Raw genomic sequence first — 21,825 nt, 5'->3', positions numbered from 1 at the left:
CGCAGCCGACCCTTGCGCCTAGTATCGCCCCATAACAAGGAGGTGTGCTGCCATGAAAGGAAGCAACCGCTCTCGCCTCTTTCGAGTCCTTCCGTTGCTGGCCGTCGCCGTCGCCGCCTCTCTCCTGTTCTCCGGTTGCCTGTGGGGCGTCGTGAGAGACGCCGAGACCGGGAACCCGCTGCCCGGCGTAACGGTAAACTACACCGACGCAAACGGCGCCTCGGGCTCGGCGGTCACCGATGCCAACGGCATCTTTGTGGTCGATCAGAAGTACGGGCCGGTACCTGCCGTCGGGCCGATCAGCTTCCAGATATCGGAGCCCGGGTTCGAGCCCCTGACCGCAGCCCGCATGATGCAATACAACGACAACGCGAACGCGAGCCTGGCGGACCTTTCCAGCTTCTGGGAGGTGCAGGGCTTTCAGCTCGTGCGCGAGAAGGTGCAGCGCGTCCAGGTCGAGATCCCTGTTGTCGACGTGGACAGCGTGTCGTTGCCGCCTGCAGTGCCGGGTGGAGCCACTATTCTCGCCTGGGTCTACGTCGTCAGGGCCAACGTCTATTCGGATCCCGCTGACCCCAGTGCGGGAGGGTGTCAGGATGAGCTTGGCCAGGCGACCGCGCCCGGTGATCCTTCGCCCCTGGCTTTCGGCTCCACCTGCACCGTTCTTGGAGACGACTTCCGTTTGGTGGTGACGGCCACCCTCATTGTATACACTCAGCAGGGCTTTCCCCCCGTGGTCATTCCCTACGCCGTAGTCTCGACGGCCGCGTATGACTGGATAGCGCCCTCGCCGAACACCTCCTGGCAGACGGTGACGATAAACAGCAACGACGCCACCGGCCCCGACAGCGCCAACATCCGCTTCGAGGCGCAGCTCCGCTTCCGCGCCGTCTACGACAGCAGTGTCCCGCCCGTCGCTAGCGACGTCAACTTGAAGGAGGGCTTCGCCCCCGTCGACAGGCGAGAGATACTGCGGCGACTGGTCGCGCTTCCTATCACGAGCTGGAGCTACATCAGCGAGCCGGGCGTCCGCCACGTCGGCCCCATGGCGCAGGACTTCTACGCCGCCTTCGGCCTCGGCGGCAGCGATCGCCGGATCGAGGTCGTGGACGCGTACGGCGTCGCCTTCGCCGCCATCCAGGAGCTGAACGACATGCTGGTGGAGAAAGACAGGCAGATCGCGGCGCTACAGCGGCAGGTCGCCGATCTTACGACGCGCGTCGCCGCCCTGGAAGCGAAGCTCGGACGCTAGCCGGAGCAAACGCAGAGAGGATCAGGAGAGGGACGCCGTCCCTCTCCTCTTCTCTTGCGAGCCTCACTTCGGGAGTCGTCGTCCGGCGGCGCGAACTTTCGCCTAAAGGGACGCCTTCACCCGCTCCGCCAGCGACCGCGTGAACCCCACCGTCGACGCAATCTCGTCGACACTGGCCTCCCGTATCGCCTTCACCGAGCCGAACTTCCGGACCAGCGCTCGCCTCCGCTTCGGCCCCACGCCCGGTATCGAGTCGAGCGCTGAGCGCGTCCCCGCCTTCTGGCGCACCTTCCGGTGGTACGTCACGGCAAAGCGGTGCGCCTCGTCGCGGACCCGTTGCAGCAGGTACAGCGCCTGCGACGTCCGCGGCAGGACGATGGGCTCCGCCAGGTCCTTCACGTACAGCTCCTCTTCCTGCTTTGCCAGGCCCGCTGCCGGTATCTCCGGCACGCCCGACTCGCGCAGCACTTCGAAGGCGGCGTTAAGCTGCGCCCGCCCGCCGTCGATGATGACGAGATCGGGAAGAACGCCCCATCCCTTCTCGTCCTGCTCCGGGCGCTCCGCCGCCTCGCCGGCGCGCCGGAAGCGGCGACGCAGCACCTCCGCCATCATCGCCACGTCGTTCGCGCCCTCGACCGTGCGGATGCGGAAGCGACGGTACTCCGCCGACCGCGGCCGCCCGTCGATAAAGACGGCCATGCTGCCGACAGCGGACGTGCCCATGATGTCGGAGATGTCGAAGCACTCGATGCGGCGTGGCAGCGACGGCAGCTCGAGCTCATCCTGCAGCTCCTCGAGCGCGGCCTGCGTGCGCGTGCGGTCGGCCAGCCACTTCACGCGTTCCATTTCCAGCGCCTCGCGGGCGTTGTCGCGCGCCATTGTCACCAGGCGGCGCTTGTTGCCCCGCGCGGGGACCAGCAACCGCACCCGGGTGCCCCTTCGCTCCGATAGCCACTCTTCGATGGGGCGGCGCTCCGGCACGTCGACCGGGAGGAGAATGTTTCGGGGCACGTACGTCGCCGATTCGTAGAACTGCTTCAGGAAGCCGTTCACCACCTCCTCGTCGGGCTCGTCCCCGGCGCCGTCGAGGGCGAAGTGGTCGCCTCCCACCATCTTCGTGCCGCGGATGAACAGCACCTGCACCATCGCCTCGCCGTCGGCGCGCGCCAGCCCGAAGACGTCCTCGTCCTGGGGGGTCGCATAGGCCGTGACCTGGCGCTCGGTCACGTTCTCGATGGCGCGGAGCTGGTCGCGGAGGATGGCCGCCCGCTCGAACTGCTGGCTCTCCGACGCCTCCTCCATCTGCGCGCGGATCTGGCGCACCACCTCGTCCGTCTTGCCCTCGAGGAACATGATCACCTGCCGGATGACCTCGTCGTACTCCTCTTTGGTGCACTCGCCGGAGCAGGGGCCGGCGCAGCGGTGGATGTAAAAGTCGAGGCAGGGGCGCGGGTCGGCGCCAGTGATCTGCTTGGTGCACGTCCGCCAGGGGAAGATGCGGTTCACGATGTCGAGTATCTTGCGCACCGACCAGGCGCTGGCGTATGGCCCGAAGTAGCGGGCGCCGTCGTCGGCGATGCGGCGGGTGATCTCGACGCGCGGCCACGGGTTCTGGACGTCGATGCGCAGGTAGGGGTAGTGCTTGTCGTCCTTGAGCCGCACGTTGAAGAACGGCTGGTGTCGCTTGACCAGCGTCGCCTCCAGGTGGAGGGCCTCCTGGTTTGTGTTCGTGACAATGTAATCGAAATCGGCGATCGATTCGGCGAGGGCGCGGAGCTTCGGCTCCATACTGCGGGGCGACCCGAAGTAGGAGCGGACGCGGCTGCGCAGGCTCGCCGCCTTGCCGACGTAGATCACGCGTCCGTCGGCGTCTTTCATGATGTAGACGCCCGGCCGGTTGGGCAGGGCGGACACGCGCTGGGCCATCAACGATTTTGTCATCTCGATACCATTGTATCCGCCCCGAAGAGGGCCTCTCAAGCGTGAGCGCAAAGGTGCGCTGCCTGTACAATAGACTCTCGCAGCCTGCGAAGGGCCTTCGACCGCTCGCAGCGCGACCGTCAGGCGATTGCAAAGACAGGAGAGGCTAATGGACCTCCGGCTGCTATTCAGCACCTTCGGACTTCTATTCCTGGCGGAGCTCGGCGACAAGACGCAGCTCGCCGTCTTCACCCTCGTGGCGCGTCACAAGGCGCCGATACCTATCTTCCTGGGGGCGGCGATCGCCCTCGTGCTTGTGACGGCGATCGGCGCCCTCGTGGGGCAGGGGGTGTCGCAGGTGCTCCCGGAGGACGTTATTCACCGCGGCGCGGCGGCGCTGTTCATCCTCATGGGCATCCTCATCTGGTTCGACATCCTGTAGGCCGACGATTTCTTTCGCGGCCCGTTGTTTGCGGTCCCTTGCCGAGGCGCGCCGGCGGCAGTAGTATTCCCGCGCAGACGGGATCCGGCCAAGGAGGGTCACATGAACCTCGTCAACGACTTCAAGCAGTTCTTGCTCCGCGGGAACGTGGTCGATCTGGCAGTGGCGGTGGTAATCGGGGCCGCGTTCGGCGCAGTGGTGACGGCGCTCGTCGCGGACTTCATAACGCCGCTCATCGCCGCGATCGGCGGTCAGCAGGACTTCTCCGCACTCGATTTCACGATCAATAACAGCGTCTTCAGGTACGGACACTTCATCAACCAGGTGATCGCCTTTCTCCTGATCGCGGCGGCGGTGTTCTTCTTCGTCGTCGTGCCGGTGAACGCCCTGATCACGCGCTCGCGGCGGGAGCCCGCTCCTGACCCGACGCTGCGGAAGTGTCCCGAATGCTTGAGCGAGATACCGACAGAGGCGCGCCGCTGTGCGTTCTGCACGTCGGAGGTGCCGCCGGCCTGATCTGTCGCGGGTGGTTCGGCCGTAGCGCGCGCAGCGGCGCCGAGGGCGCCCTACTGCGCCGTTTCCCGCTCCACGAGGTCGCTGTACAGGCGGCGTAGGAGCGCGGTCTTCGGCCCCGGACGGCCGCTGCCGATGGGCGCGCCGTCGAGCCGCGTCAGCGGCATGACCCCCATGACGGAGCCGGTCAGGAACGCCTCCTCCGCGCCCGATAGCGTCTCCGGCGCCATCCGGGTCTCCCGCACCGCCAGCCCTGCCTGCGGCGCGATCTCGATCACGACCGCCCGCGTTATCCCCGGCAGCGCCCCCGACGCAAGGTCGGGCGTCAGCAGCGTCTCGCCGTCCACGACGAAGACGTTGCTGGAACTGCCTTCGGCCACGAGTCCCCGCGTGTTGAGCAGTATCGCGTGGTCGGCGCCGCGACGGAGCGCCTCCTCGCGCGCCAGCAGGTTGTCGAGATAGTTCAGCGACTTCACCCCGCTCAGCGGCGACATCTCGTTGCGGCGGATCGCGCTCGTCACCGCCGACATGCCCCGTTCGTAAAGCTCCGGCGGATAATCGGTGAGCGGCGTCGCGAACAGCATGATCGTCGGACGCGCCTCTCCTGCTTCCGGGACAGGCCCTGCGGTCACGGTCAGACGGATGCGGGCGTCGGGCAGGACGTTGCGCTCCAGCAGAGCGTCGATTGCCGAACGCAACTCTTCGAGCGACAGCGGAAGCTCAAGGCGGATGGTCGACGCGCCCTCGGTGAGACGGCGGTAGTGCTGCTCGAGGCGGAAGACGCGGCCGCCGTAAGAGCGCATGGTCTCGAAAAGCCCGTAGCCGTGCAGCAGCCCGCGGTCGAATGCCCACACTACCGCTTCAGACATGCTGATTAGGCGCCCGTTAACATACGCGTACCGCATGCAGTGATCATACAGAGGGCGAGCCTGAGCGTTCCAGCCCTCAAGACTCGCGTCGATTATGAGATATATGTGTTGACGACACATCATCTGGCGTCTATGCTGGCCGTACTCAGGTTTCAAGCCTGAGAGGGAGGAGACACATGGAAGAGATGCCTTGGCTGAGTATCCTGGGAGGCTCAGTGTCGCTGGAGGGGCAGGAGCTGGCGAAGATCAAGAAAGGTGACGAATGGTGCTTCAACGTAAAGCGACCTTACGAGGAGGCAGAGAAAAACCTGGCACAGGTGGTGTGTGAGTGCTTGCCCGGCGCCTCAGGGCATTTCGTACTTACCGGAGGAGGGCCGGTGGAACTTCTCCATGCGGTTCGGCAGGGTATGCAACTCACTTTCATAGGTTTCAGTTCAAGGGGCGAGGTGGAGGCGGAAATCACGGTGCGCGTTGGGGCTACAAACATGCCGGGCGCTATCACCGAGTTCTTCCCCTTCACTGTGACTGGAGGTGTGGAGTTCAGGGAGCGGATCTGACGCACCGCAGCGAATCAGTCCTTACTACTCCGCCGACAGCACGGCCTGCGCCAGCGCCCGCGCCTTGTGCAGCGTCTCCTCGTACTCCGTCTCCGGGTCGGAGTCGGCGACGATCCCGCCGCCGGCATTGAAGTACGCCACGCCGTCCTTCACCACCATCGTCCTGATGACGATGTTCAGGTCGAGCGAGCCGTCGCCGCCGATCCAGCCGATGGCGCCGGTATAGACGCCCCGGCTGATGGGCTCCAGCTCGTCGATGATCTCCATGGCGCGGATCTTGGGCGCGCCGGTGATCGAGCCGCTGGGGAACGTCGCGAGCAGGAGGTCGACGGCGTCGCACTCGGGGCGCAGGCGCGCCTCGACCGTTGTCGTCAGGTGAAAGACGGTCGCGAACTCCTCGAGCGCCGCCAGGTGGGGCACGCGCACCGACCCAATCTCGGCGACGCGGCCGAGGTCGTTGCGCTCCACGTCGACGATCATGACGTTCTCGGCCATGTCCTTCTCGCTGTTCACGAGCTCGCGCGCGAGGGCGGCGTCTTGCTCGGGCGTGGCCCCGCGGGGGCGCGTCCCCTTGATGGGGCGCGTCTGCACCGCCCGGGTCGCCGGGTCGAAGCGGAGGAACCGTTCCGGCGAGGCGCTGAGCACCTGCAGGTCGGGGAAGTTGAGGTAGGCGGCGAAGGGCGCCGGGTTGACCTCGCGCAGGCGCAGATAGAGGTCGAACGGCTCGCAGGGCAGCGGGGCGTGGAAGCGCTGCGACAGGTTCACCTGGTAGATGTCGCCCGCGCGGATGTATTCGAGGGCGCGTTCGACGGCGTCGCAGTAGCCCTTGCGAGTAAACGTCGATCCCAGCGCCTGGAAGCGCGGCGCGCCGCCTGCGGTGCCGGGCCGTCCGTCGGGGGGCGGCGACGTGAGGCGGCAGTCGTACCGTGTGATCTCCTCATAGAAGGCGAGGTAAAGGTCGGGGATCTGCAGGTCGTCCCGCGCTGTGTTGGGCAGGCGCTCGATCTGCTTATTGAGGTCGTAGCCGAAGTAGCCGACCACGCCGCCGCCGGGTGGAGGTGGGCTCTCGCGAAGCAGCCGGCGCAGCGCCTCGAATGGGTTCGCCTCCCATCGCGAGACGGCGCCCCCGCGTTCCACTTCAACGGCGCGCCCCTTCGCGCGAACGACGAGGTAGGGCCGCCGCCCGTAAATCGAAACACGTCCGAGGAGAGGGTGGACGAGGGCGCTATCGAGCCAGAAGCCGTAGGGCTCGCGGCAGGCCTCGGCGACGGCGTCGCTGGTGATGGTGTAACCTATTGGGGCTGTGGTCATGATAGGCCGCTCATCAGGGCATCAAGGGTCATTTTATCAGCGGTGCGGCTTGTTGACACCTGTTTAGGTCGTAAGCTACGATGATCGGTGAGTGGCAGCGTAGCTCAGTGGTAGAGCAGGGGACTCATAAGCCCTTGGTCGTGGGTTCGAATCCCTCCGCTGCCACCACTGTCTTCTCGATTGGCGGCGTATCCGCCGGAGGCGGGAGGGGACTCATAAGCCCTTGGTCGTGGGCCTGCCCGCCTGTGGAGGGTTCGAATCCCCGCCTACCGGCAGGCAGGCCTCCGCTGCCACCACTTGTTTTTACAGGCCACTCCGAGCACCACCTCGACAGGCGGACAGCGGTCCGATCCTTCGGGAACAGCCACCGGTATTTCCTCGTTGACCGCTTACGGCGGCGGCTGCTATACTCAGATAACCGCACGTTCTTTGACCCCCGTCAGTACTATTCGGCAGGAAGGCAAATGCACGAACAAGAGATCGAGCGAGCAAAAGCACACCTGGAAGCGATCATCAGAGAGCAGATCGAGCGCGTGCAGAGGATGAAGGACCAGGAGGAGTGGACCGACTACTCCACCCTGCGGCCCCTCGTCATCGGCGTGTGCGGCGGCGACGGGATCGGGCCTTACATCTCGGAGCAAACGCAACGCGTCCTCGAAAACCTCCTCCGCGCCGAGCTGAACAGCGGCAAGATAGTCTTCAGAGTCATCGAAGGGCTCACCATCGAGAACCGCGCTGCCCGCCTCCAGGCCATCCCTGATGAGGTGCTCGACGAGCTCCAGCAGTGCCACGTCATCCTCAAAGGCCCGACGACGACGCCTCGCGCCGGCGACCCCTGGCCCAACATCGAAAGCGCTAACGTCGCAATGCGCCGCGCCCTCGACCTCTTCGCCAACGTGCGGCCCGTTTCCATCCCCTCGCAGGGAATCGACTGGGTCTTCTTCCGCGAGAACACTGAGGGCTCGTACGTCCTCGGCAGCCGCGGCATTCACGTCACCCCCGACATCGCCATCGATTTCACCGTCGCCACCCTTCAGGGGAGCGAGCGCATCATCCGCCTGGCGTTTGACTACGCGCGCAAGCACGGCATCAACCGCCTGACCGTCGTCACCAAGGCCAACGTGATAAAGACGACCGACGGCCGCTTCCTCGACATGGCGCGCATAGTGGCGCAGGACTACCCGGAGGTGGAGTGGGACGACTGGTATATTGACATAATACCGGCTAAGCTCGTCGATCCGAAGCGGCGCGCCGCCTTCCGCGTCTTCGTGCTGCCCAATCTCTACGGCGACATCCTCACCGACGAGGCCGCCGAGCTTAAGGGCGGCGTGGGCACGGCCGGCAGCGCCAACATCGGCAAGCACTACGCAATGTTCGAGGCCATTCACGGCAGCGCGCCCCGCATGGTAGAGGAAGGGCGCGCCCACTACGCCGACCCCAGCGGTCTCATCCGCGCCGGCGCCATGCTGCTGAGCCACATCGGTTTCGTCGATAGAAGTAAGCGGCTGGAGATGGCGCTCGACGTCTGCGACAGCTTCGAAAAGAAGCTCGTCATTACCGGCCGCCCGACGGGCGTGACCGGCGCCGAGTTCACCGACTACCTTCTCGACACCCTGCGCGAGTCCGATCTCGAGAAGAGGTGGCAGGACTACCAGGAGCAGGCAAAGGCCGGCCTCCTCTCGCTCCGGCCCTCGCTCCTCGAGACCGGGCGCTGATCCCGTCCGCCTTCATCCATGACGCACACCAACCATCGCCAGGGCAGCCGCGAAAGCCTCCGCGACGACTGGGTCATCCTCTCGTTGCCCTATCGCGGTCCGCCGCACGTAATGGAAAAGGTCGAGCGCTTCAAGGAGATCTGCGCCCGTCACGGCGCCGTCAACGCCGACCGCCCCAAAGCCTGGCACATCTTCGTCTTCGACCGGCGGGAAAACATGGAGGCGGCCCTCAAGGAGCTCACCGACGCCGGGCTGGGACACAGCGTCGTCGTCGCCGGCCTGTTCGATGAGGTCGCCGACTGCTGCCGGCGCGCGGGCACGAAGGCCCACACCGTCAACCATTCGCTCGGCTTCTGGGGAAAGCGTGAGAAGCTGCCGCGCCCGCAGGTGCTGGAGATAACGACCATGTGCGGCCACGCCCTCGTCGCGCCCGCCCTTGTGACGCGCCTGGCGGAGAAGGTGCGCGACGGCGACACGAGCCTCGAAGAAGCCTGTCAGGAGATGCGCCGCATGTGCCTCTGCGACATCTTTAACCACGTCCGCGCGCAGCGGCTCATGGCCGGCCTCGTCGAGTCGATGGGCGCACCCGCGGAAGAGAGCGGCGGATGATCATCAGGGAAGAGCTCTGCACCGGCTGCCTCGACTGTCTTCCTTACTGCCCCATGTCGGCCATCGTGCACGACGAGGCGACCGGCCTGGCGAAGATCGTGGAAGACGAGTGCGTCGAGTGCGGCGTCTGTTACCGCGCCCGCGTCTGCGCCACCGACGCCGTCTTCCCGCAGCCGCTGGAGTGGCCGCGCACCCTGCGCATGGAGTTCAGCGACCCCTCGTCGCCCTATCTGTCGCCCGTCTTTGAGCATCGTACCATCGCCCGCTTCCAGCGCGACCTCCGGGGTATGGATCGGCGCCGCCTGCTCGACCGCGAGGGCGAAGAGTTGACGATAAGCGGCCGCGGCACCATCGAAATGAAGATGAACGACGTCATGGGCCGCTACAAGCGCGGCCAGGCGGGCGTCGCCGCCGAAATCGGCCGGCCGGGCGTGGGCGCGCGCTTCCGCGACGTCGAGAAGGTGGCGCGAGCGCTGACGACCGCGGGTGTCAAGTTCGAGCCCGACAACCCACTGACCGACCTCATGACAGACGTCCGGACGGGCGCTCTCCTTCCCGAGATACTGAACGAAAAGGTGCTCTCCTGCATCATCGAGTTCACGGTGCCGCTGGCGTCGCTGCCGCGCGTCCTCTCGGCGCTGCGGGACGTGTCGTCCCAGATCGACACTGTCTTTGCCGTCGACCTCATCTCTGTGGTCGAGGAAGACGGGTCGGTGCCCACCGTCCCGGTCGTCGAGGCGATGGGGCTGACGCCGTCGATCGCGGGCAAGACGAACGTGGGGCTGGGCCGTCCTCTCGCCCCGCTCGACTGACGTGCGCCTCCGAAGGCCAACGGGAGGCTAAAGCCCTCTGCTACGTTTCAGAGGCAACCGCTGAGAGAGAGGACGTCTCTTCCACGCATACGGAACTATCGGGTGACGCGCTTGTTCCTTGACAGGCGATCCGGCACTTAGATACAATTCAGTTGGCAAGCGAGAAGGGCGGTTAGCTCAGTTGGTATGAGCGCTTCCTTCACACGGAAGAGGTCACAGGTTCGAGCCCTGTACCGCCCACCATCGCGCTTTGCAGACGCTGCCGAAGTGGCGGAATGGCAGACGCGCTACGTTCAGGGCGTAGTGTCCGAAAGGGCGTGTGGGTTCAAATCCCACCTTCGGCACCATGACGACGGAATGAAGAACGGGGGACGCGGCTCCCCCCAATTGTTTACAGCGTGCGCTCGTAGCTCAGTTGGATAGAGCGCAGCCCTGCGGAGGCTGAGGCCGTGGGTTCGAATCCCGCCGGGCGCACCATCGATCGCTGAACGGCAGACCTCGCGCGCTGCCGTTTTTTCGCGGCGTCGCGCTGCCGCCTCCGCTGGTCAATTCTTCCCGCGCATCGTATACTCCACCTCAAGATGCGCATCGGAAAGCTTGCGGCGCTGGCCGCTGTCTCGTTTGTCGTTGCCGCCGCTCTCGCCGCGGTGCTCAACGTGTCGTGCGACGACGACAATGAAGACGCGGAACAGACTCGGACCCCTACGGCCACCGTCGCCGCCGTTACCCCTACCGCCCCTTCGCCGCCTGAGGACATTCGGGACGTCGACCTCACAGAACAGCCGGACGTACGGGCGATGCTCCGCCGCGTGGGCGGAGAAGTGGTCCCGGCCGATGTTCTTTACGCCGACCTCACGGACGACGGGCGGGAGGAGGCTGTCGTTCCCATATTCTCCGGCGGAACGGCCGGCAATCTGGCCTTTCTCGTCCTGAGCTACCAGGAAGAAGGCCTGGTCTCCATCCTCTCCAAGGTGGCTGAAGCCGGCTCCGTGCGCCTCTCCCTGCGGGACGGGCAACTCGTGGAATCGCAGCCGGTCTATGAAGAGGGCGACCTGCCGGGCTTTCCCTCGCAGATCAAGGATATCTACTACAAGTGGGACGGCGAGGAACTGGTCGTCGAGCGCGAGGAGACGGCCCCCAGTCCCAACGCGCCTCCGAGGCAGTGACCGTCCTCCCGGGCCGCCGTTGAACCCGCCTGTTTGACAAGGTATAATCTGGCTGCATTACGAAGAAGAAGGCGAAGTTGGCGAGACAATCACGACCGGCAGGCCGCAGGGCGCGTCAGAAAGGGCGGCGCTATCCTCTTCCCGCACGTGCGGCGACGGCGGCGCGGCCGCGTGTCGGGCCGATACCTCTGAACGCTGAGGAACAGCCGAAAGCGGCCCCCAGACCCCGGCTTCCGGGGATGATGGACTTCACCTACGTCAAAAGCGACCTGAAGCGGATCGCGGTGGTCGCAGCCGCTATGCTGGCCCTTCTCGTAGTGCTGTCGTTCGTCCTCCATTAGGGCGCGCCACCGCGTCTAGCGAAGGCGTCCCACCGCCACCACAATTCCGAGCCCCACAAGCACGTAGCCGTACAGGTCGTCCTGAGGAAGCAGACCGTACCCCTCGATGAGGTTCCGCACGAGATAGGCTAGCACCACGCCCGCAGCCGCGATCACCTGTAGAACGGCGCCCCGCTTGCGGTTAGTCGCCCAGCTCACCGCTTCGCCGACCGCGTACCCGATGCCGATGCCGAGGAACAGGACGAGGAAACCGTATGCGTCGCCCCTGCGCGAGAGCAACGCCGCCCACAGTCCGCCTGTCGCCGCTGCCGCCGCTGCCGCCGCAAGCGCTCCCCTCACGATATAGCCCGCCGAGATGCGGTAGGTCGGCAGCCTGGTCGGCCGGGCGCAATCGCGGCAGCGCGCGCCGACGGGCGTATACACCATGCAGCGGGGACATATCGGCTTGCCGCAACGGCCGCATCTGAGTTCTGTCTCGACGTCGGGGTGCGTGGCGCACCTGACGCTCACTTCTTCCGCGGTATCGTCTTCCGTCATCTTGGTCCAGATTATCACAACCGTCCGGCGCCCATAAAGGACGCTCAGCCGGCGCCTCCGGCGGCCGGCCCTGCGTATGCGCCGAGCGATGGTCGCGTCGCGGATTCGAGGGCAGCGGCAGGCGGCCAACCGCTGCAGGCCGCGGCCGCAGTCAAGCGGGACAGGACCGTGGAGCGTGCGGTTGGATCACGGGTGGGGGGCGGCCAGTCGACGCGCCGCCTGCATGAAGGCCTCGATGTCTTCCTCGGGAAGGGGTATGTCGCCGGGCAGCCGCTCGCGGGGGGTACCGAGTCCGTGGTAATCGCTACCGCCGAGCTTGAGGAGCCCGTGCTTCTCCGCGACCCGCGCCAGTCGCGCTCTGGTCGCCTCGTCGTAGTCCTGGTAGTGCACCTCTATGCCCGCCAGGCCGGCGCCTATCAGATCCTCCAGCAAGCCGTCTAGATCGGTTAGCGAAGAGGGGTGCGCCAGCACGGGCAACCCGCCGACCCGCACCAGCATCCTTACCGCCTCTACGGGCGTCAGCTTCAGTCTTTCCACATAGGCCGGTCCGTTGCGGCCGATGTACTTTTCGAACGCCTCTTGAAACGACGAGACGTAGCCCTTCTCGAGCAGCGCCTGCGCCACGTGTGGCCGGCCGACCGCGCCCTCGCCGGCGAACGCCGCCACGCGCTCCCACGGCACGTCGATCCCCATTTCGCGCAGCTTCTCCACCATGAGGCGTCCGCGGTCGCGGCGGGCGTTTCGCAGCCTGGTCAGCGTGTTCTGGAACTCCTCGTCCGCGTAGTTCAGGAAGTACCCCAGGATGTGCACCTCATCGCCGGGGATATCGGCGCTCATCTCGATACCCGGCACAAGGACGAGGCCTTCGTGCTTCGCGGCGGCCTCTTCGGCCCCCGGGAGACCCTCCGTGGAATCGTGATCGGTGACGGCAATTGTGCGGACGCCGCGGCTGGCGGCGAGGTCGATGAGTTCGGTTGGGGTGAGGCGTCCGTCCGAGGCCGTGGTGTGGGTGTGAAAGTCGGCCCTACTTGTCATCTCCGATTTCCCTGTCCACGCGCTCTATCCTCTCGGCAAGAGCGGTCTCCTCATCAATCTCGACCAGGACGGAGTTGAAGATTAGCCCGCCTCGCCGCGCGACCTCCAGCCGCACGGGCATTGCGGTCAAAAAGCGCCGGATGACCGCCTCGACCTCGTCTCCGATGACGGAGTCCTTCGCCCCCACCATGCCGACGTCCGAGATGTAGGCCGTGCCCTTGGGGAGGATGCGCGCGTCTACAGTGCCGACGTGGGTGTGGGTGCCGAGCACTGCGCTGACCCGTCCGTCCAGGTACCATCCCATTGCCACCTTCTCGCTCGTCGCTTCCGCGTGCATATCGACGATCACAATTGACTTCGGCGGCATTTGCGCCAGCGCCTTGTCCGCCTTCCGAAACGGGCAGTCGATGTTGGTCATGAAGACGCGGCCCTGCAGGTTGATGACGGTCACGCCACGGTGTTCGATGAGGCCGACTCCCGGAAGGCCGGGAGGGTAGTTGAGAGGACGGATTATGGGAAGCTCCGATTCAAGATGGGGGATGATCTCCTTCTGGTCCCATATGTGGTTGCCGGATGTGATGACGTCGACGCCCGCCTCTATCAGTTCTTGAGCAGCGGAGACGCTCAAGCCGCGACCGCCGGCTGCGTTCTCGCCGTTGGCGATAACGAAGTCGATATTGAGCTCGCGGCGCAGCGCCGGCAAGAGCGCAGCAATGGCCCGCCGTCCCGGCCTGCCCACGGCGTCGCCTACCATCAGGACGTTCAATTCTTCCTCGCCTCGAAAACAGTCAGGGAGCGGCCCCTGAAGCCATGCGGCCGTCGGATCTCCGCTCCCCGTCCTCTTGCTAGCGGGCGTATTCCGTTGCCCGGGTCTCCCGTACGACGGTGACCTTTATCTGGCCGGGATACTCCAGCGTGTCCTCAATCTTGCGGCTGATGTCGCGTGCCAGCCGCATCGATTCGAGGTCGTCGATCTCTTCCGGCTTCACGATGATCCTTATTTCGCGCCCGGCCTGGATCGCGAACGCCTTGTCGACGCCCTTGAACTCCCGCGCCACGGCCTCGAGCGTCTCCATCCGCTTGATGTAATGCTCGAGCGTTTCCCTGCGGGCGCCGGGGCGGCTGCCGCTCACGGCGTCGGCCACCTGCACTATCACCGCTTCCACCGTGCGGGGCTCTTCTTCCTCGTGGTGGGCGGCGATGGCGTGCACGACGGCCTGGCTGAGTCCGTAGCGGCGGGCAACGTCGGCGCCGATGCGCGCGTGCGTTCCCTCTACGTCGTGGTCGAGCGCCTTGCCGATGTCGTGCAGCAATGCGGCGCGTCGGCAGACCCGCACGTCCGCCTTTATCTCCTCAGCGATTATCCCCGCGACCACCGCGCACTCTACGGCGTGCTTGAGCTGGTTCTGTCCGTAGCTCGTGCGGTAGCGCAGGCGTCCCAGAATCTTCAGCAGCTCCGGGTGGAGGCCGGGGCAACCTGCATCGATTGCAGCCTGCTCCCCCGCCAGTTTAATGTCGGCTTCGACCTCTTGCCGGGCCTTCTCCACCACTTCCTCGATGCGGCTGGGGTGGATTCGTCCGTCGTTCACCAGACGCGTAAGAGCGATGCGCGCCACTTCGCGACGCACAGCGTCGAAGCCGGATAGGGTGACGGCATCAGGAGTATCGTCGATGATAAGGTCGACGCCGGTGGCGGCTTCGAGGGCGCGGATGTTGCGGCCCTCGCGCCCGATGATCCGGCCCTTCATGTCGTCGCTGGGGATCGGCACCACGCTGACGGTCGACTCAGCGACCACGTCGGTGGTGAGCCGGTGCATGGCATCGACCAGCAGTTCGCGGGCGCGCTGGTCGCCTTCTTCGCGTACCTCCGCCTCGACCTGGCGCAGGCGCCTGATGGCGTCTTCACGCGCCTCCTTCTCGATTTCGGCGAGGAGGATGTCGCGCGCTTCCTGGCTGGTCAGATTGGAGACCCGCTCGATCTCCGCTCTCTCTTGCCGTTCCAGTTCCTGGAGGGCGCGTCTGGCCTGCTCCAGTTCTTGTTCTTGCTCGATTATTCCCGCTTCACGGCGCTCCAGCGCCTCAATCTTGCGGTCTAAGCTCTCTTCTTTTTGAGTAAGCCGTTGCTCGGCGCGTTGCAACTCAGACCGTCTTTCCCGTAACTCGGCCTCGATCTGGTTGCGTGTCCGGATGGCCTCCTCTTTGGCTTCAAGGAGGATCTCTTTTTCTCTTGTCTGCGCCTCCGTTAAGATGCGGGCAGCGTTGCGCTCCGCCGCGCCAATCTGCCTCTGACTGATCCTGAGCCGTAGGTTGTATCCAACGAGAGCCCCGACCGCCAGCGCCACAACGCCGACAACGGCGATTGCGATGGCTTCGGGCATGGTCACCTCGCTTTCCTTAGTTAAACAGCTTTAGAGTTATCAAAGTTCGACGAACGGACTTCTCACCTCATCATAGGTCTGGGGCAGACCGCTGTCAAGGAAACCGGGCCGGTCGCCGAGGAAGCGCTGTCAGGCCATCCCCTCGTCCATTTCCCGAAGGCATCGGTCCACAGTACGTCTCACAACGTCGTAGTTGAAGCCGCGGCGGGCAAGAAAGCCGCTCAGCCGCCGCCGGAAGACCTCCTCGCTTTCACCGGCGAGCGCGGACAAGCGCTTTCGGGCGGCGCGATAGGCGGCGTCCTCGTCGTCGAGCCCTTCGATAGCCGCCGTCGCGGTCTCCGAGTCCACCCCTTTTGACAGCAGTTCGCTGCGGATTAGGCGGCCGCTACGGGGGCTGACGATGTCGCGGCTCTCCCTCCAGAACTCGGCGAAAGCGGCGTCGTCGAGGTAATGCAGCGTCTTCAGCCGCTCGACCGTCTCGTCGATCGTCGCCGGCTCGAAGCGGCGGCGGCGGAGGCGGAGCCGCAGCTCCCTTTCGCTGCGGGGACGGTAGGAGAGGAGGTTGAGGGCAGCCTCGTAGGCGCGGCGGCGCTCGTCCTCTTTCCGGAGCGCCTGGAGGTCCTGCTCCGTCACCTCCATGCCGGCGTGCAGCCCCTGCTCCTGCGCGAGGGCGACCCCCAGCGCGAGCGCGAAGCGGCCGTTCACGTAGACATCGAAGCGGTTTCGCCGTCTTGCCCGTTCCAGCGCTGTGATAATCACGGCTTGTCCCGTTTGAATGCGCGAAGGCCGGGCACGCGGCCCAGCCCCCCGTCGAACGTCCCTGTGCCGCTTACTCCAGCGGGTCTGCGGGCTCCGCGGATGGCGGCGCCGCCACGACCGGCGCGGCAGGGGCGCCGGAATCGATGCGCGACCTTATCCTCTTCTCGATCTCGTCGGTGATCTCCGGGTGCTCGCGCAGGAAGTCCTTCGCGTTCTCGCGTCCCTGCCCCAGTCGCACGTCCCCATAGTTGAAGAAGGCGCCCACCTTCTTCACCACCTCCATGTCCACCGCCAGGTCCAGGATGTCGCCCGTGCGGCTTATCCCCTGATCTTTGCCCGCGAACATGATGTCGAACTCGGCCGTGCGGAACGGGGGCGCCACCTTGTTCTTCACCACCTTCGCCCGCACGCGGCTGCCGACGACCTGCTGGCCCTGCTTGAGGGTCTCGATCCGCCGCAGGTCTATCCGCACCGAGCTGTAGAACTTGAGGGCGCGGCCGCCCGGCGTCACCTCCGGGTTGCCAAAGACGATGCCCACCTTCTCGCGCAACTGGTTGATGAACACGACGGCGGTGCGCGAGCGGCTGATGGCGGCGGTAAGCTTGCGCAGCGCCTGCGACATCAGACGCGCCTGCAGCCCTGGCAGCGAATCGCCCATGTCGCCCTCGATCTCGGCCCGCGGCACCAGGGCGGCGACGCTGTCGAGCACGACGATATCGAGGGCGTTGCTGCGGACCAGCGCTTCCGTAATCTCCAATGCCTGCTCGCCCGTGTCCGGCTGCGATACCAGCAGGTCGGCGACGTTTATCCCGCAGGCGCTGGCGTAGACGGGGTCGAGCGCGTGCTCCACATCGATGTAGGCGGCCGACCCTCCCAGCTTCTGCGCCTCGGCAATGATGTGCTGGGCCAGGGTGGACTTGCCCGCCGACTCAGGCCCGAATATCTCGGTGACGCGGCCGCGGGGAATGCCGCCGATGCCGAGGGCAACATCGAGCGAGATGGAGCCCGTGGGTATGGCCTCGATCTGAAGGTGGGCCGACGCCTCGCCCAGGCGCATGATAGCGCCGCGGCCAAACTGCTTCTCGATCTGTCCGATGGCCAGCTCCAACGCCTGGCCCTTATCGCCGCTGGTCATGCCCGCCTCCGTAAAGCCCGATAATGCTCAGCAAACTGTACAGATTCTGCTCTCACGCGCATCATATCACCCCCGATCACCGCTCGCAAGGCGGGCGATGTCACCTGCCGGAGATGCGTTTTCCGCATCGTTCAACTCGAGTCGGAGGAGGAACGGCTGCGCCTGGAGCACTTCGCCACAGCGCTGCTTTCTCCCGTGCTCAAGGGCGCCGGGGCTGGTAGAATAGACGCGACCAACTCGATGAGGACGGTGCCGATGCTAGCCAAGCGCATAGTTCCCTGCCTCGACGTCGACCGCGGACGCGTCGTCAAAGGCGTGTCTTTTGTCCAGCTCCGCGACGCCGGCGACCCTGTCGAGCTCGCTCGCTTCTACAGCGAACAGCGGGCCGACGAGCTCGTATTCCTGGACATAACCGCTTCCGCCGAGGAGCGCAATACCGTCTACGACATGGTGCGTCGCACTGCCGACCACGTCTTCATTCCCTTCACTGTCGGCGGCGGCATTCGCAGCGAGGACGACGTGCGCCGTCTCCTCGAGTCCGGCGCCGATAAGGTGTCGCTGAACACCGCCGCCGTCGCCGAGCCGGCGCTTGTGGAGCGCTGCGCGCACCGTTTCGGCAGCCAGTGCATCGTCGTCGCCATCGACGCGAAGGGGATAGGGGACGGCCGCTGGGAGGTCTACACGCACGGCGGGCGCAAGCCCACGGGAATCGACGCCGTCGCCTGGGCGAAGCGAGTGGTCGAGTTGGGCGCGGGCGAGATCCTCCTCACCAGCATGGACACGGACGGCCACCTCGACGGGTACGACATTCCCCTCACGCGCGCCATCTCGGAAGCGGTCGAGGTGCCGGTCATTGCGTCCGGCGGCTGCGGCAACCCTGAGCACATGTACGACGCCATCGTCGAGGGTAAGGCCGACGCCGTTCTCGCCGCCAGCATCTTCCACTTCGGCACCTACACCATCCAGCAGGTGAAGGAGTACCTGGCCGGACGCGGAATACCGGTACGCCTGTAGGAGCGGACGGGATGACAGAAACAAGGGAAGGCATATTCTGGGACGTCGTGGCGGGCAAGCTGCCGTCTCCGGCTGTCCTCACCCTGCTCGACTGGCGGGTGCTCTCCGCGGAGCCGGGCTGCGTCCGCGCCTCCTTTCAGGGGAAGCCCGAATTCTACAACCCGATTGGGTTCGTCCAGGGCGGCATCCTGGCGGCGATGCTCGACGGCGTCATGGGCTGCGCCGCCGTCTCCCTCCTCGCCCCCGATGAGAGCATCACCACGCTCGACATGAACACCAGCTACATGCGCTCGGTGCGCGACGTAACGCTCATCGGCGAGGGACGCGTCGTCCACCGCGGCGGGGCCACCGTTTTCATGGCCGGCACGCTGGCGACCGAGAACGGCGAACTTGTCGCCACGGCTACGGCAACCGGCCGTGTCGTCAGAGTGCCGGCGAACGACGAGCGCGGGCAGGAGGAGCGGGAATGATCGACTTCGCGAAGGGCGGCGGTCTTGTTCCCGTCGTTATCCAGGACGATGAGACGGACGAGGTGCTCATGCTCGCCTACATGAACGAGGAGGCCCTGCGCCTCACGCGCGAGACAGGACAGGTCTGGTTCTACAGCCGCAGCCGGCAGGAGCTGTGGCACAAGGGGGCAACGTCCGGCAGCTTCCTCGAGGTCCGCCGCATTCTCGTCGACTGCGATGACGACGCCCTGCTTATTCGCGTCCGCGCGCTCGGCCCCGCCTGCCACACGGGCGAGCGCACGTGCTTCCACCGCGGCCTCGAAGAGGGTCCACGGTAGGGTCGGGCGTCTCTGCCCGCTCGGCCGGCTCCTGCCTCTGCGCCCAGCTCGCTCTTGGGGCGCTTGCCTGCCGCAGCGTGCGGTTGCGGGGTTTCCCACGCGGCGTGTCCCTCGCACGTCCGGGCCTCCACCCGTTGGCGCTTTGCGACAGCCTCGTTGTATGATTCCCGCATCGCGATTGGACGTGGGCTACCGTCCTCCAGGGGAGAAACGTTTGCAGCGGGGAGCGTTCACCGGCATCAAAGTCATCGAGTACGGCGCGATGGTGTCCGCTCCTTACTGCGGCAAGCTCCTTGCCGACATGGGGGCCGACGTCATCAAGGTCGAGGGGCCTCCCGCCGGCGACCCGGCGCGCGCCCGCGGCCCGTTTCCCGGCGACGAGCCCCATCCCGAGCGCAGCGGCCTCTTCCTTTATCTAAACACCAGCAAGCGGGGCGTAACCCTCGATCTCGGCCGGCAGGGCGGCCCCCAAGCCTTTCGCCGTCTCGTCCGCTGGGCAGACGTCCTCATCGACAATCATCCGGTCGGGCACCTCGACGAGATGGGTTTCTCCTGGGAGGAATTGCAGCGGGAAAACCCCTCCCTCATCCTTACTTCCATTACCCCCTACGGGCGTACCGGGCCTCGAGCCAACCAGAAAGGCACTGAACTTACTGCTCACCACGCCGGTGGCCTCGGCAATCTTCTTCCCACCCGCTCTGAGGACATAAGTCGCGCTCCCATCAAGGCTGGCGGCTACCCGACCGGCTACCACGCCGGCCTTACGGCCGCTCTCGCTACCGCCGCCGCCGTATTCGGTAGGCGGACCAGCGCGAAGGGGCGGTTGATCGACGTCTCGGAGCAAGAGGTAATCCTTGCCCTCGTGCGGACGAACATCGCCTCGACCATCTATCACCACTCGGTCTGGAGCCGTGTCCCCGAAAGGCCGCCTGCCATGGGCCGCCTGAAGTGTCGAGACGGCTACGTTGTCCTGCTCCTCCTCGAGACCCACCATTGGCGGCGGTTCGTCGAGTTGATGGGCAATCCGGAATGGGCCTCGGGGCCGGAATGGGACTCCCTCGCCTATCGCGCCGCGCATCTAATGGAGATCGCGCCGATGATCGACGCCTGGATGGCCGAACAATCGAAAGAAGACATCCACCATAGGGGCGCGGCCATGGGTTTCGCAATCGGCTCCGTCTACAACGCTGAAGAAGTGATGAACTATCGCCAGTACCAGGCCCGCGGCTATTTCGTCGAGGTCGATCATCCTGCGGCGGGCAAGTACCGTTATGCCGGCTGGCCCTACAAAATGCCCGCCTCGCCGCCGCGGGTACAACGCGCCGCGCCGCTGCTGGGACAGCACAACCGCGAGGTGTTCGAGGACGTGCTGGGTTACTCGCGCGAGGAGTTTGTCCGCCTTTGTCAAAGTGGGGCCGTATGGAAGGAAGGGGAACGATGAACAAAGAGTCCCCGCCTCTGGCCGGCGTCCGCGTCCTGGATTTCACCTGGGTCTGGGCGGGCCCCTACGCCACGATGCTCCTGGCCATGCTCGGCGCGGAAATAATCAAGATCGAGAGTGAGGGGCGGATGGACATCATGCGCCGGGTCGTGGTGTGGCCGCTGTACGAGCCGTACCCGCGGGAAGTCCCCCTCAATCAAGGGATGTCATTCAATTCGATCAACATGAACAAGCTGGGGATAACCATTAATCTGGAGCGCGCGGAAGGCGTGGAGCTTGTCAGGCGGCTGGCGGCCATCAGCGACGTGGTGATCGACAACATGCGCGCGGGCACGATGGACAAGATCGGCCTGGGGTACGAGGACCTGCGGCGCGTCAATCCCCGGATCGTCATGCTGTCGTCGAGCGCCCGTGGGGCTACCGGCCCCGAGGCGCAATACGCGGGCTACGCGACGGTCCACCATGCGGTGGGCGGCGCGGCTCACATAACGGGTTACCCCGACGGCCCGCCCAGCACTACGCTCGGCGACGTCGACCTGATGAACGCCACTACCGCCGCATTCGCAATCGTCGCCGCCCTGCAGCACCGGGAGCAGACCGGCGAGGGGCAGTTCATCGATTTTTCGCAGTGCGAGGGCGTCTCCTCGCTGATCGGCGAGGTGCTGCTTGACTATGAGATGAACGGTCGCAGCCCCGGCCGCATGGGAAACGCCGACACGTTCCTTGCGCCGCACAACGTGTATCGCTGCTGGGGCGTCGACCGTTGGGTGGCGATCGCCGTTGAGACCGATGAAGAGTTCCGGGCCCTCGCCCGGGTGATTGGTCAGCCTGAACTGGCCGATGACCCCCGGTTCGCTACCATGGCCGCCCGCAAGGCGAACGAGGCCGAGCTCGACGCCATCATCTCAAAGTGGACGCGGATCCGCGAGCGCGACCTGGTTGCAAACACCCTGGCCTCCGCAGGGATCGCTGCCGCTCCCTCGCGCAACGCCGAAGAGCTGGCCCATGACCCGCACCTTCGTGCGCGTGGCGCCTTCGTCACCGTGGATCATCCGGAGGTCGGCGAGCGCGAGTTCGTTGGCGCGCCATGGCAGATGTCGGGGGCGCGGGTGGAGCCGCGGGCCGCGCCACTGCTGGGCCAGCACAACAGGGACGTCTTCTGCGACATCCTGAGGATGGACGAAGGGGAGTTTGTCCGCCTCCAGGAAGAGGGCGTGATATGGTAAGCCGGT

22 protein-coding genes and 4 tRNA genes are annotated in these 21,825 nt (G+C 65.7%); 17 read left to right on the top strand and 9 right to left on the bottom strand.

The genetic code is table 11. From position 1 onward, the window contains the following. Nucleotides 1–52: 52 nt before the first annotated feature. A complete protein-coding gene (locus tag QME71_01775) occupies nt 53–1,252 on the top strand; it encodes a carboxypeptidase regulatory-like domain-containing protein (GenBank protein ID MDI6857026.1) in 1,200 nt (399 codons plus the stop codon). A gap of 102 nt (nt 1,253–1,354) precedes the next feature. Here the strand turns inward: QME71_01775 and uvrC are convergent, their stop codons facing one another. Next, on the bottom strand, nt 1,355–3,193 hold the full coding sequence (gene uvrC / locus QME71_01770; GenBank protein MDI6857025.1) for an excinuclease ABC subunit UvrC: 1,839 nt from the start codon (nt 3,191–3,193) through the stop codon (nt 1,355–1,357). Nucleotides 3,194–3,341: 148 nt separating this feature from the next. Here uvrC and QME71_01765 point away from each other — a divergent pair, with 148 nt between their 5' ends. Next, a complete protein-coding gene (locus tag QME71_01765) occupies nt 3,342–3,614 on the top strand; it encodes a TMEM165/GDT1 family protein (GenBank protein ID MDI6857024.1) in 273 nt (90 codons plus the stop codon). A gap of 102 nt (nt 3,615–3,716) precedes the next feature. Further along, nucleotides 3,717–4,130, top strand: coding sequence for a large conductance mechanosensitive channel protein MscL (gene mscL, locus QME71_01760; GenBank protein ID MDI6857023.1), 414 nt, complete (start codon nt 3,717–3,719; stop codon nt 4,128–4,130). Nucleotides 4,131–4,180: 50 nt separating this feature from the next. On the opposite strand, the gene QME71_01755 is transcribed toward mscL, so the two are convergent. After that, the gene (locus QME71_01755; protein ID MDI6857022.1) at nt 4,181–4,996 is read right to left on the bottom strand and encodes an aminotransferase class IV; all 816 of its coding nucleotides are present in this window, start codon (nt 4,994–4,996) and stop codon (nt 4,181–4,183) included. Nucleotides 4,997–5,172: 176 nt separating this feature from the next. Between QME71_01755 and QME71_01750 the strand changes: the two genes are divergently transcribed. Continuing rightward, on the top strand, nt 5,173–5,553 hold the full coding sequence (locus QME71_01750; protein ID MDI6857021.1) for a hypothetical protein: 381 nt from the start codon (nt 5,173–5,175) through the stop codon (nt 5,551–5,553). Nucleotides 5,554–5,577: 24 nt separating this feature from the next. Here QME71_01750 and pabB read toward each other — a convergent pair whose 3' ends face one another. Beyond that, entirely contained in the window at nt 5,578–6,864 is a 1,287-nt protein-coding gene (gene pabB, locus QME71_01745) for an aminodeoxychorismate synthase component I (GenBank protein MDI6857020.1), read from the bottom strand. Between the two features lie 93 nt (nt 6,865–6,957). Here pabB and QME71_01740 point away from each other — a divergent pair. From QME71_01740 to QME71_01705, 8 genes are all read left to right on the top strand, one after another. Then, nucleotides 6,958–7,032 (top strand) — tRNA-Met (locus tag QME71_01740). 296 nt (nt 7,033–7,328) lie between these two features. After that, nucleotides 7,329–8,579 (top strand): isocitrate/isopropylmalate family dehydrogenase, encoded by a 1,251-nt coding sequence (locus QME71_01735; GenBank protein MDI6857019.1) that lies wholly within the window; start codon nt 7,329–7,331, stop codon nt 8,577–8,579. A gap of 18 nt (nt 8,580–8,597) precedes the next feature. Then, nucleotides 8,598–9,188 carry a hypothetical protein gene (locus tag QME71_01730; GenBank protein MDI6857018.1) on the top strand — a complete coding sequence of 197 codons (591 nt, stop codon included), beginning with the start codon at nt 8,598–8,600 and terminating at the stop codon, nt 9,186–9,188. Then, nucleotides 9,185–10,000, top strand: a complete 816-nt coding sequence (locus tag QME71_01725) for a 4Fe-4S ferredoxin (protein MDI6857017.1) — start codon at nt 9,185–9,187, stop codon at nt 9,998–10,000. Before QME71_01730 ends, QME71_01725 begins: the two co-directional genes overlap by 4 nt. A 166-nt stretch (nt 10,001–10,166) precedes the next feature. Beyond that, a tRNA-Val gene (locus tag QME71_01720) sits at nt 10,167–10,243 on the top strand. Between the two features lie 18 nt (nt 10,244–10,261). After that, nucleotides 10,262–10,347, top strand: a tRNA-Leu gene (locus QME71_01715). Nucleotides 10,348–10,400: 53 nt separating this feature from the next. Continuing rightward, a tRNA-Arg gene (locus QME71_01710) sits at nt 10,401–10,477 on the top strand. A gap of 104 nt (nt 10,478–10,581) precedes the next feature. Next, the gene (locus tag QME71_01705; protein ID MDI6857016.1) at nt 10,582–11,166 is read left to right on the top strand and encodes a hypothetical protein; all 585 of its coding nucleotides are present in this window, start codon (nt 10,582–10,584) and stop codon (nt 11,164–11,166) included. 356 nt (nt 11,167–11,522) lie between these two features. Here QME71_01705 and QME71_01700 read toward each other — a convergent pair whose 3' ends face one another. The 6 genes from QME71_01700 to recA form a co-directional block, all read right to left on the bottom strand. Next, nucleotides 11,523–12,062, bottom strand: coding sequence for a hypothetical protein (locus tag QME71_01700; GenBank protein ID MDI6857015.1), 540 nt, complete (start codon nt 12,060–12,062; stop codon nt 11,523–11,525). Nucleotides 12,063–12,230: 168 nt separating this feature from the next. Next, nucleotides 12,231–13,079: a PHP domain-containing protein gene (locus QME71_01695; protein MDI6857014.1), complete on the bottom strand. Its 849-nt coding sequence runs from the start codon at nt 13,077–13,079 to the stop codon at nt 12,231–12,233. Beyond that, entirely contained in the window at nt 13,069–13,845 is a 777-nt protein-coding gene (locus QME71_01690) for a TIGR00282 family metallophosphoesterase (protein ID MDI6857013.1), read from the bottom strand. The genes QME71_01695 and QME71_01690 overlap by 11 nt, the downstream gene beginning before the upstream one ends. Before the next feature lie 79 nt (nt 13,846–13,924). Further along, the gene (gene rny / locus QME71_01685; GenBank protein ID MDI6857012.1) at nt 13,925–15,457 is read right to left on the bottom strand and encodes a ribonuclease Y; all 1,533 of its coding nucleotides are present in this window, start codon (nt 15,455–15,457) and stop codon (nt 13,925–13,927) included. 129 nt (nt 15,458–15,586) lie between these two features. After that, nucleotides 15,587–16,216, bottom strand: a complete 630-nt coding sequence (locus QME71_01680; protein MDI6857011.1) for a regulatory protein RecX — start codon at nt 16,214–16,216, stop codon at nt 15,587–15,589. A 70-nt stretch (nt 16,217–16,286) separates the two neighbouring features. Next, nucleotides 16,287–17,351 carry a recombinase RecA gene (recA, locus tag QME71_01675; protein ID MDI6857010.1) on the bottom strand — a complete coding sequence of 355 codons (1,065 nt, stop codon included), beginning with the start codon at nt 17,349–17,351 and terminating at the stop codon, nt 16,287–16,289. A gap of 255 nt (nt 17,352–17,606) precedes the next feature. On the opposite strand from recA, the gene hisF reads away from it, so the two are divergent. The 5 genes from hisF (at nt 17,607) to QME71_01650 (ending at nt 21,819) form a co-directional block, all read left to right on the top strand. Then, nucleotides 17,607–18,365 carry an imidazole glycerol phosphate synthase subunit HisF gene (hisF, locus tag QME71_01670; protein ID MDI6857009.1) on the top strand — a complete coding sequence of 253 codons (759 nt, stop codon included), beginning with the start codon at nt 17,607–17,609 and terminating at the stop codon, nt 18,363–18,365. An 11-nt stretch (nt 18,366–18,376) separates the two neighbouring features. Next, a complete protein-coding gene (locus tag QME71_01665; protein MDI6857008.1) occupies nt 18,377–18,835 on the top strand; it encodes a PaaI family thioesterase in 459 nt (152 codons plus the stop codon). Beyond that, nucleotides 18,832–19,152 (top strand): phosphoribosyl-AMP cyclohydrolase, encoded by a 321-nt coding sequence (hisI, locus tag QME71_01660; GenBank protein MDI6857007.1) that lies wholly within the window; start codon nt 18,832–18,834, stop codon nt 19,150–19,152. The genes QME71_01665 and hisI overlap by 4 nt, the downstream gene beginning before the upstream one ends. A 214-nt stretch (nt 19,153–19,366) precedes the next feature. Further along, a complete protein-coding gene (locus QME71_01655) occupies nt 19,367–20,593 on the top strand; it encodes a CoA transferase (GenBank protein MDI6857006.1) in 1,227 nt (408 codons plus the stop codon). Further along, nucleotides 20,590–21,819: a CoA transferase gene (locus QME71_01650; protein MDI6857005.1), complete on the top strand. Its 1,230-nt coding sequence runs from the start codon at nt 20,590–20,592 to the stop codon at nt 21,817–21,819. Before QME71_01655 ends, QME71_01650 begins: the two co-directional genes overlap by 4 nt. The last annotated feature ends 6 nt before the right edge of the window (nt 21,820–21,825 follow it).

Source organism: Dehalococcoidia bacterium, assembly GCA_030018455.1.
Lineage (GTDB): Bacteria > Chloroflexota > Dehalococcoidia > DSTF01 > JALHUB01 > JASEFU01.
This window is presented reverse-complemented; position numbering and strand designations above follow the sequence as displayed.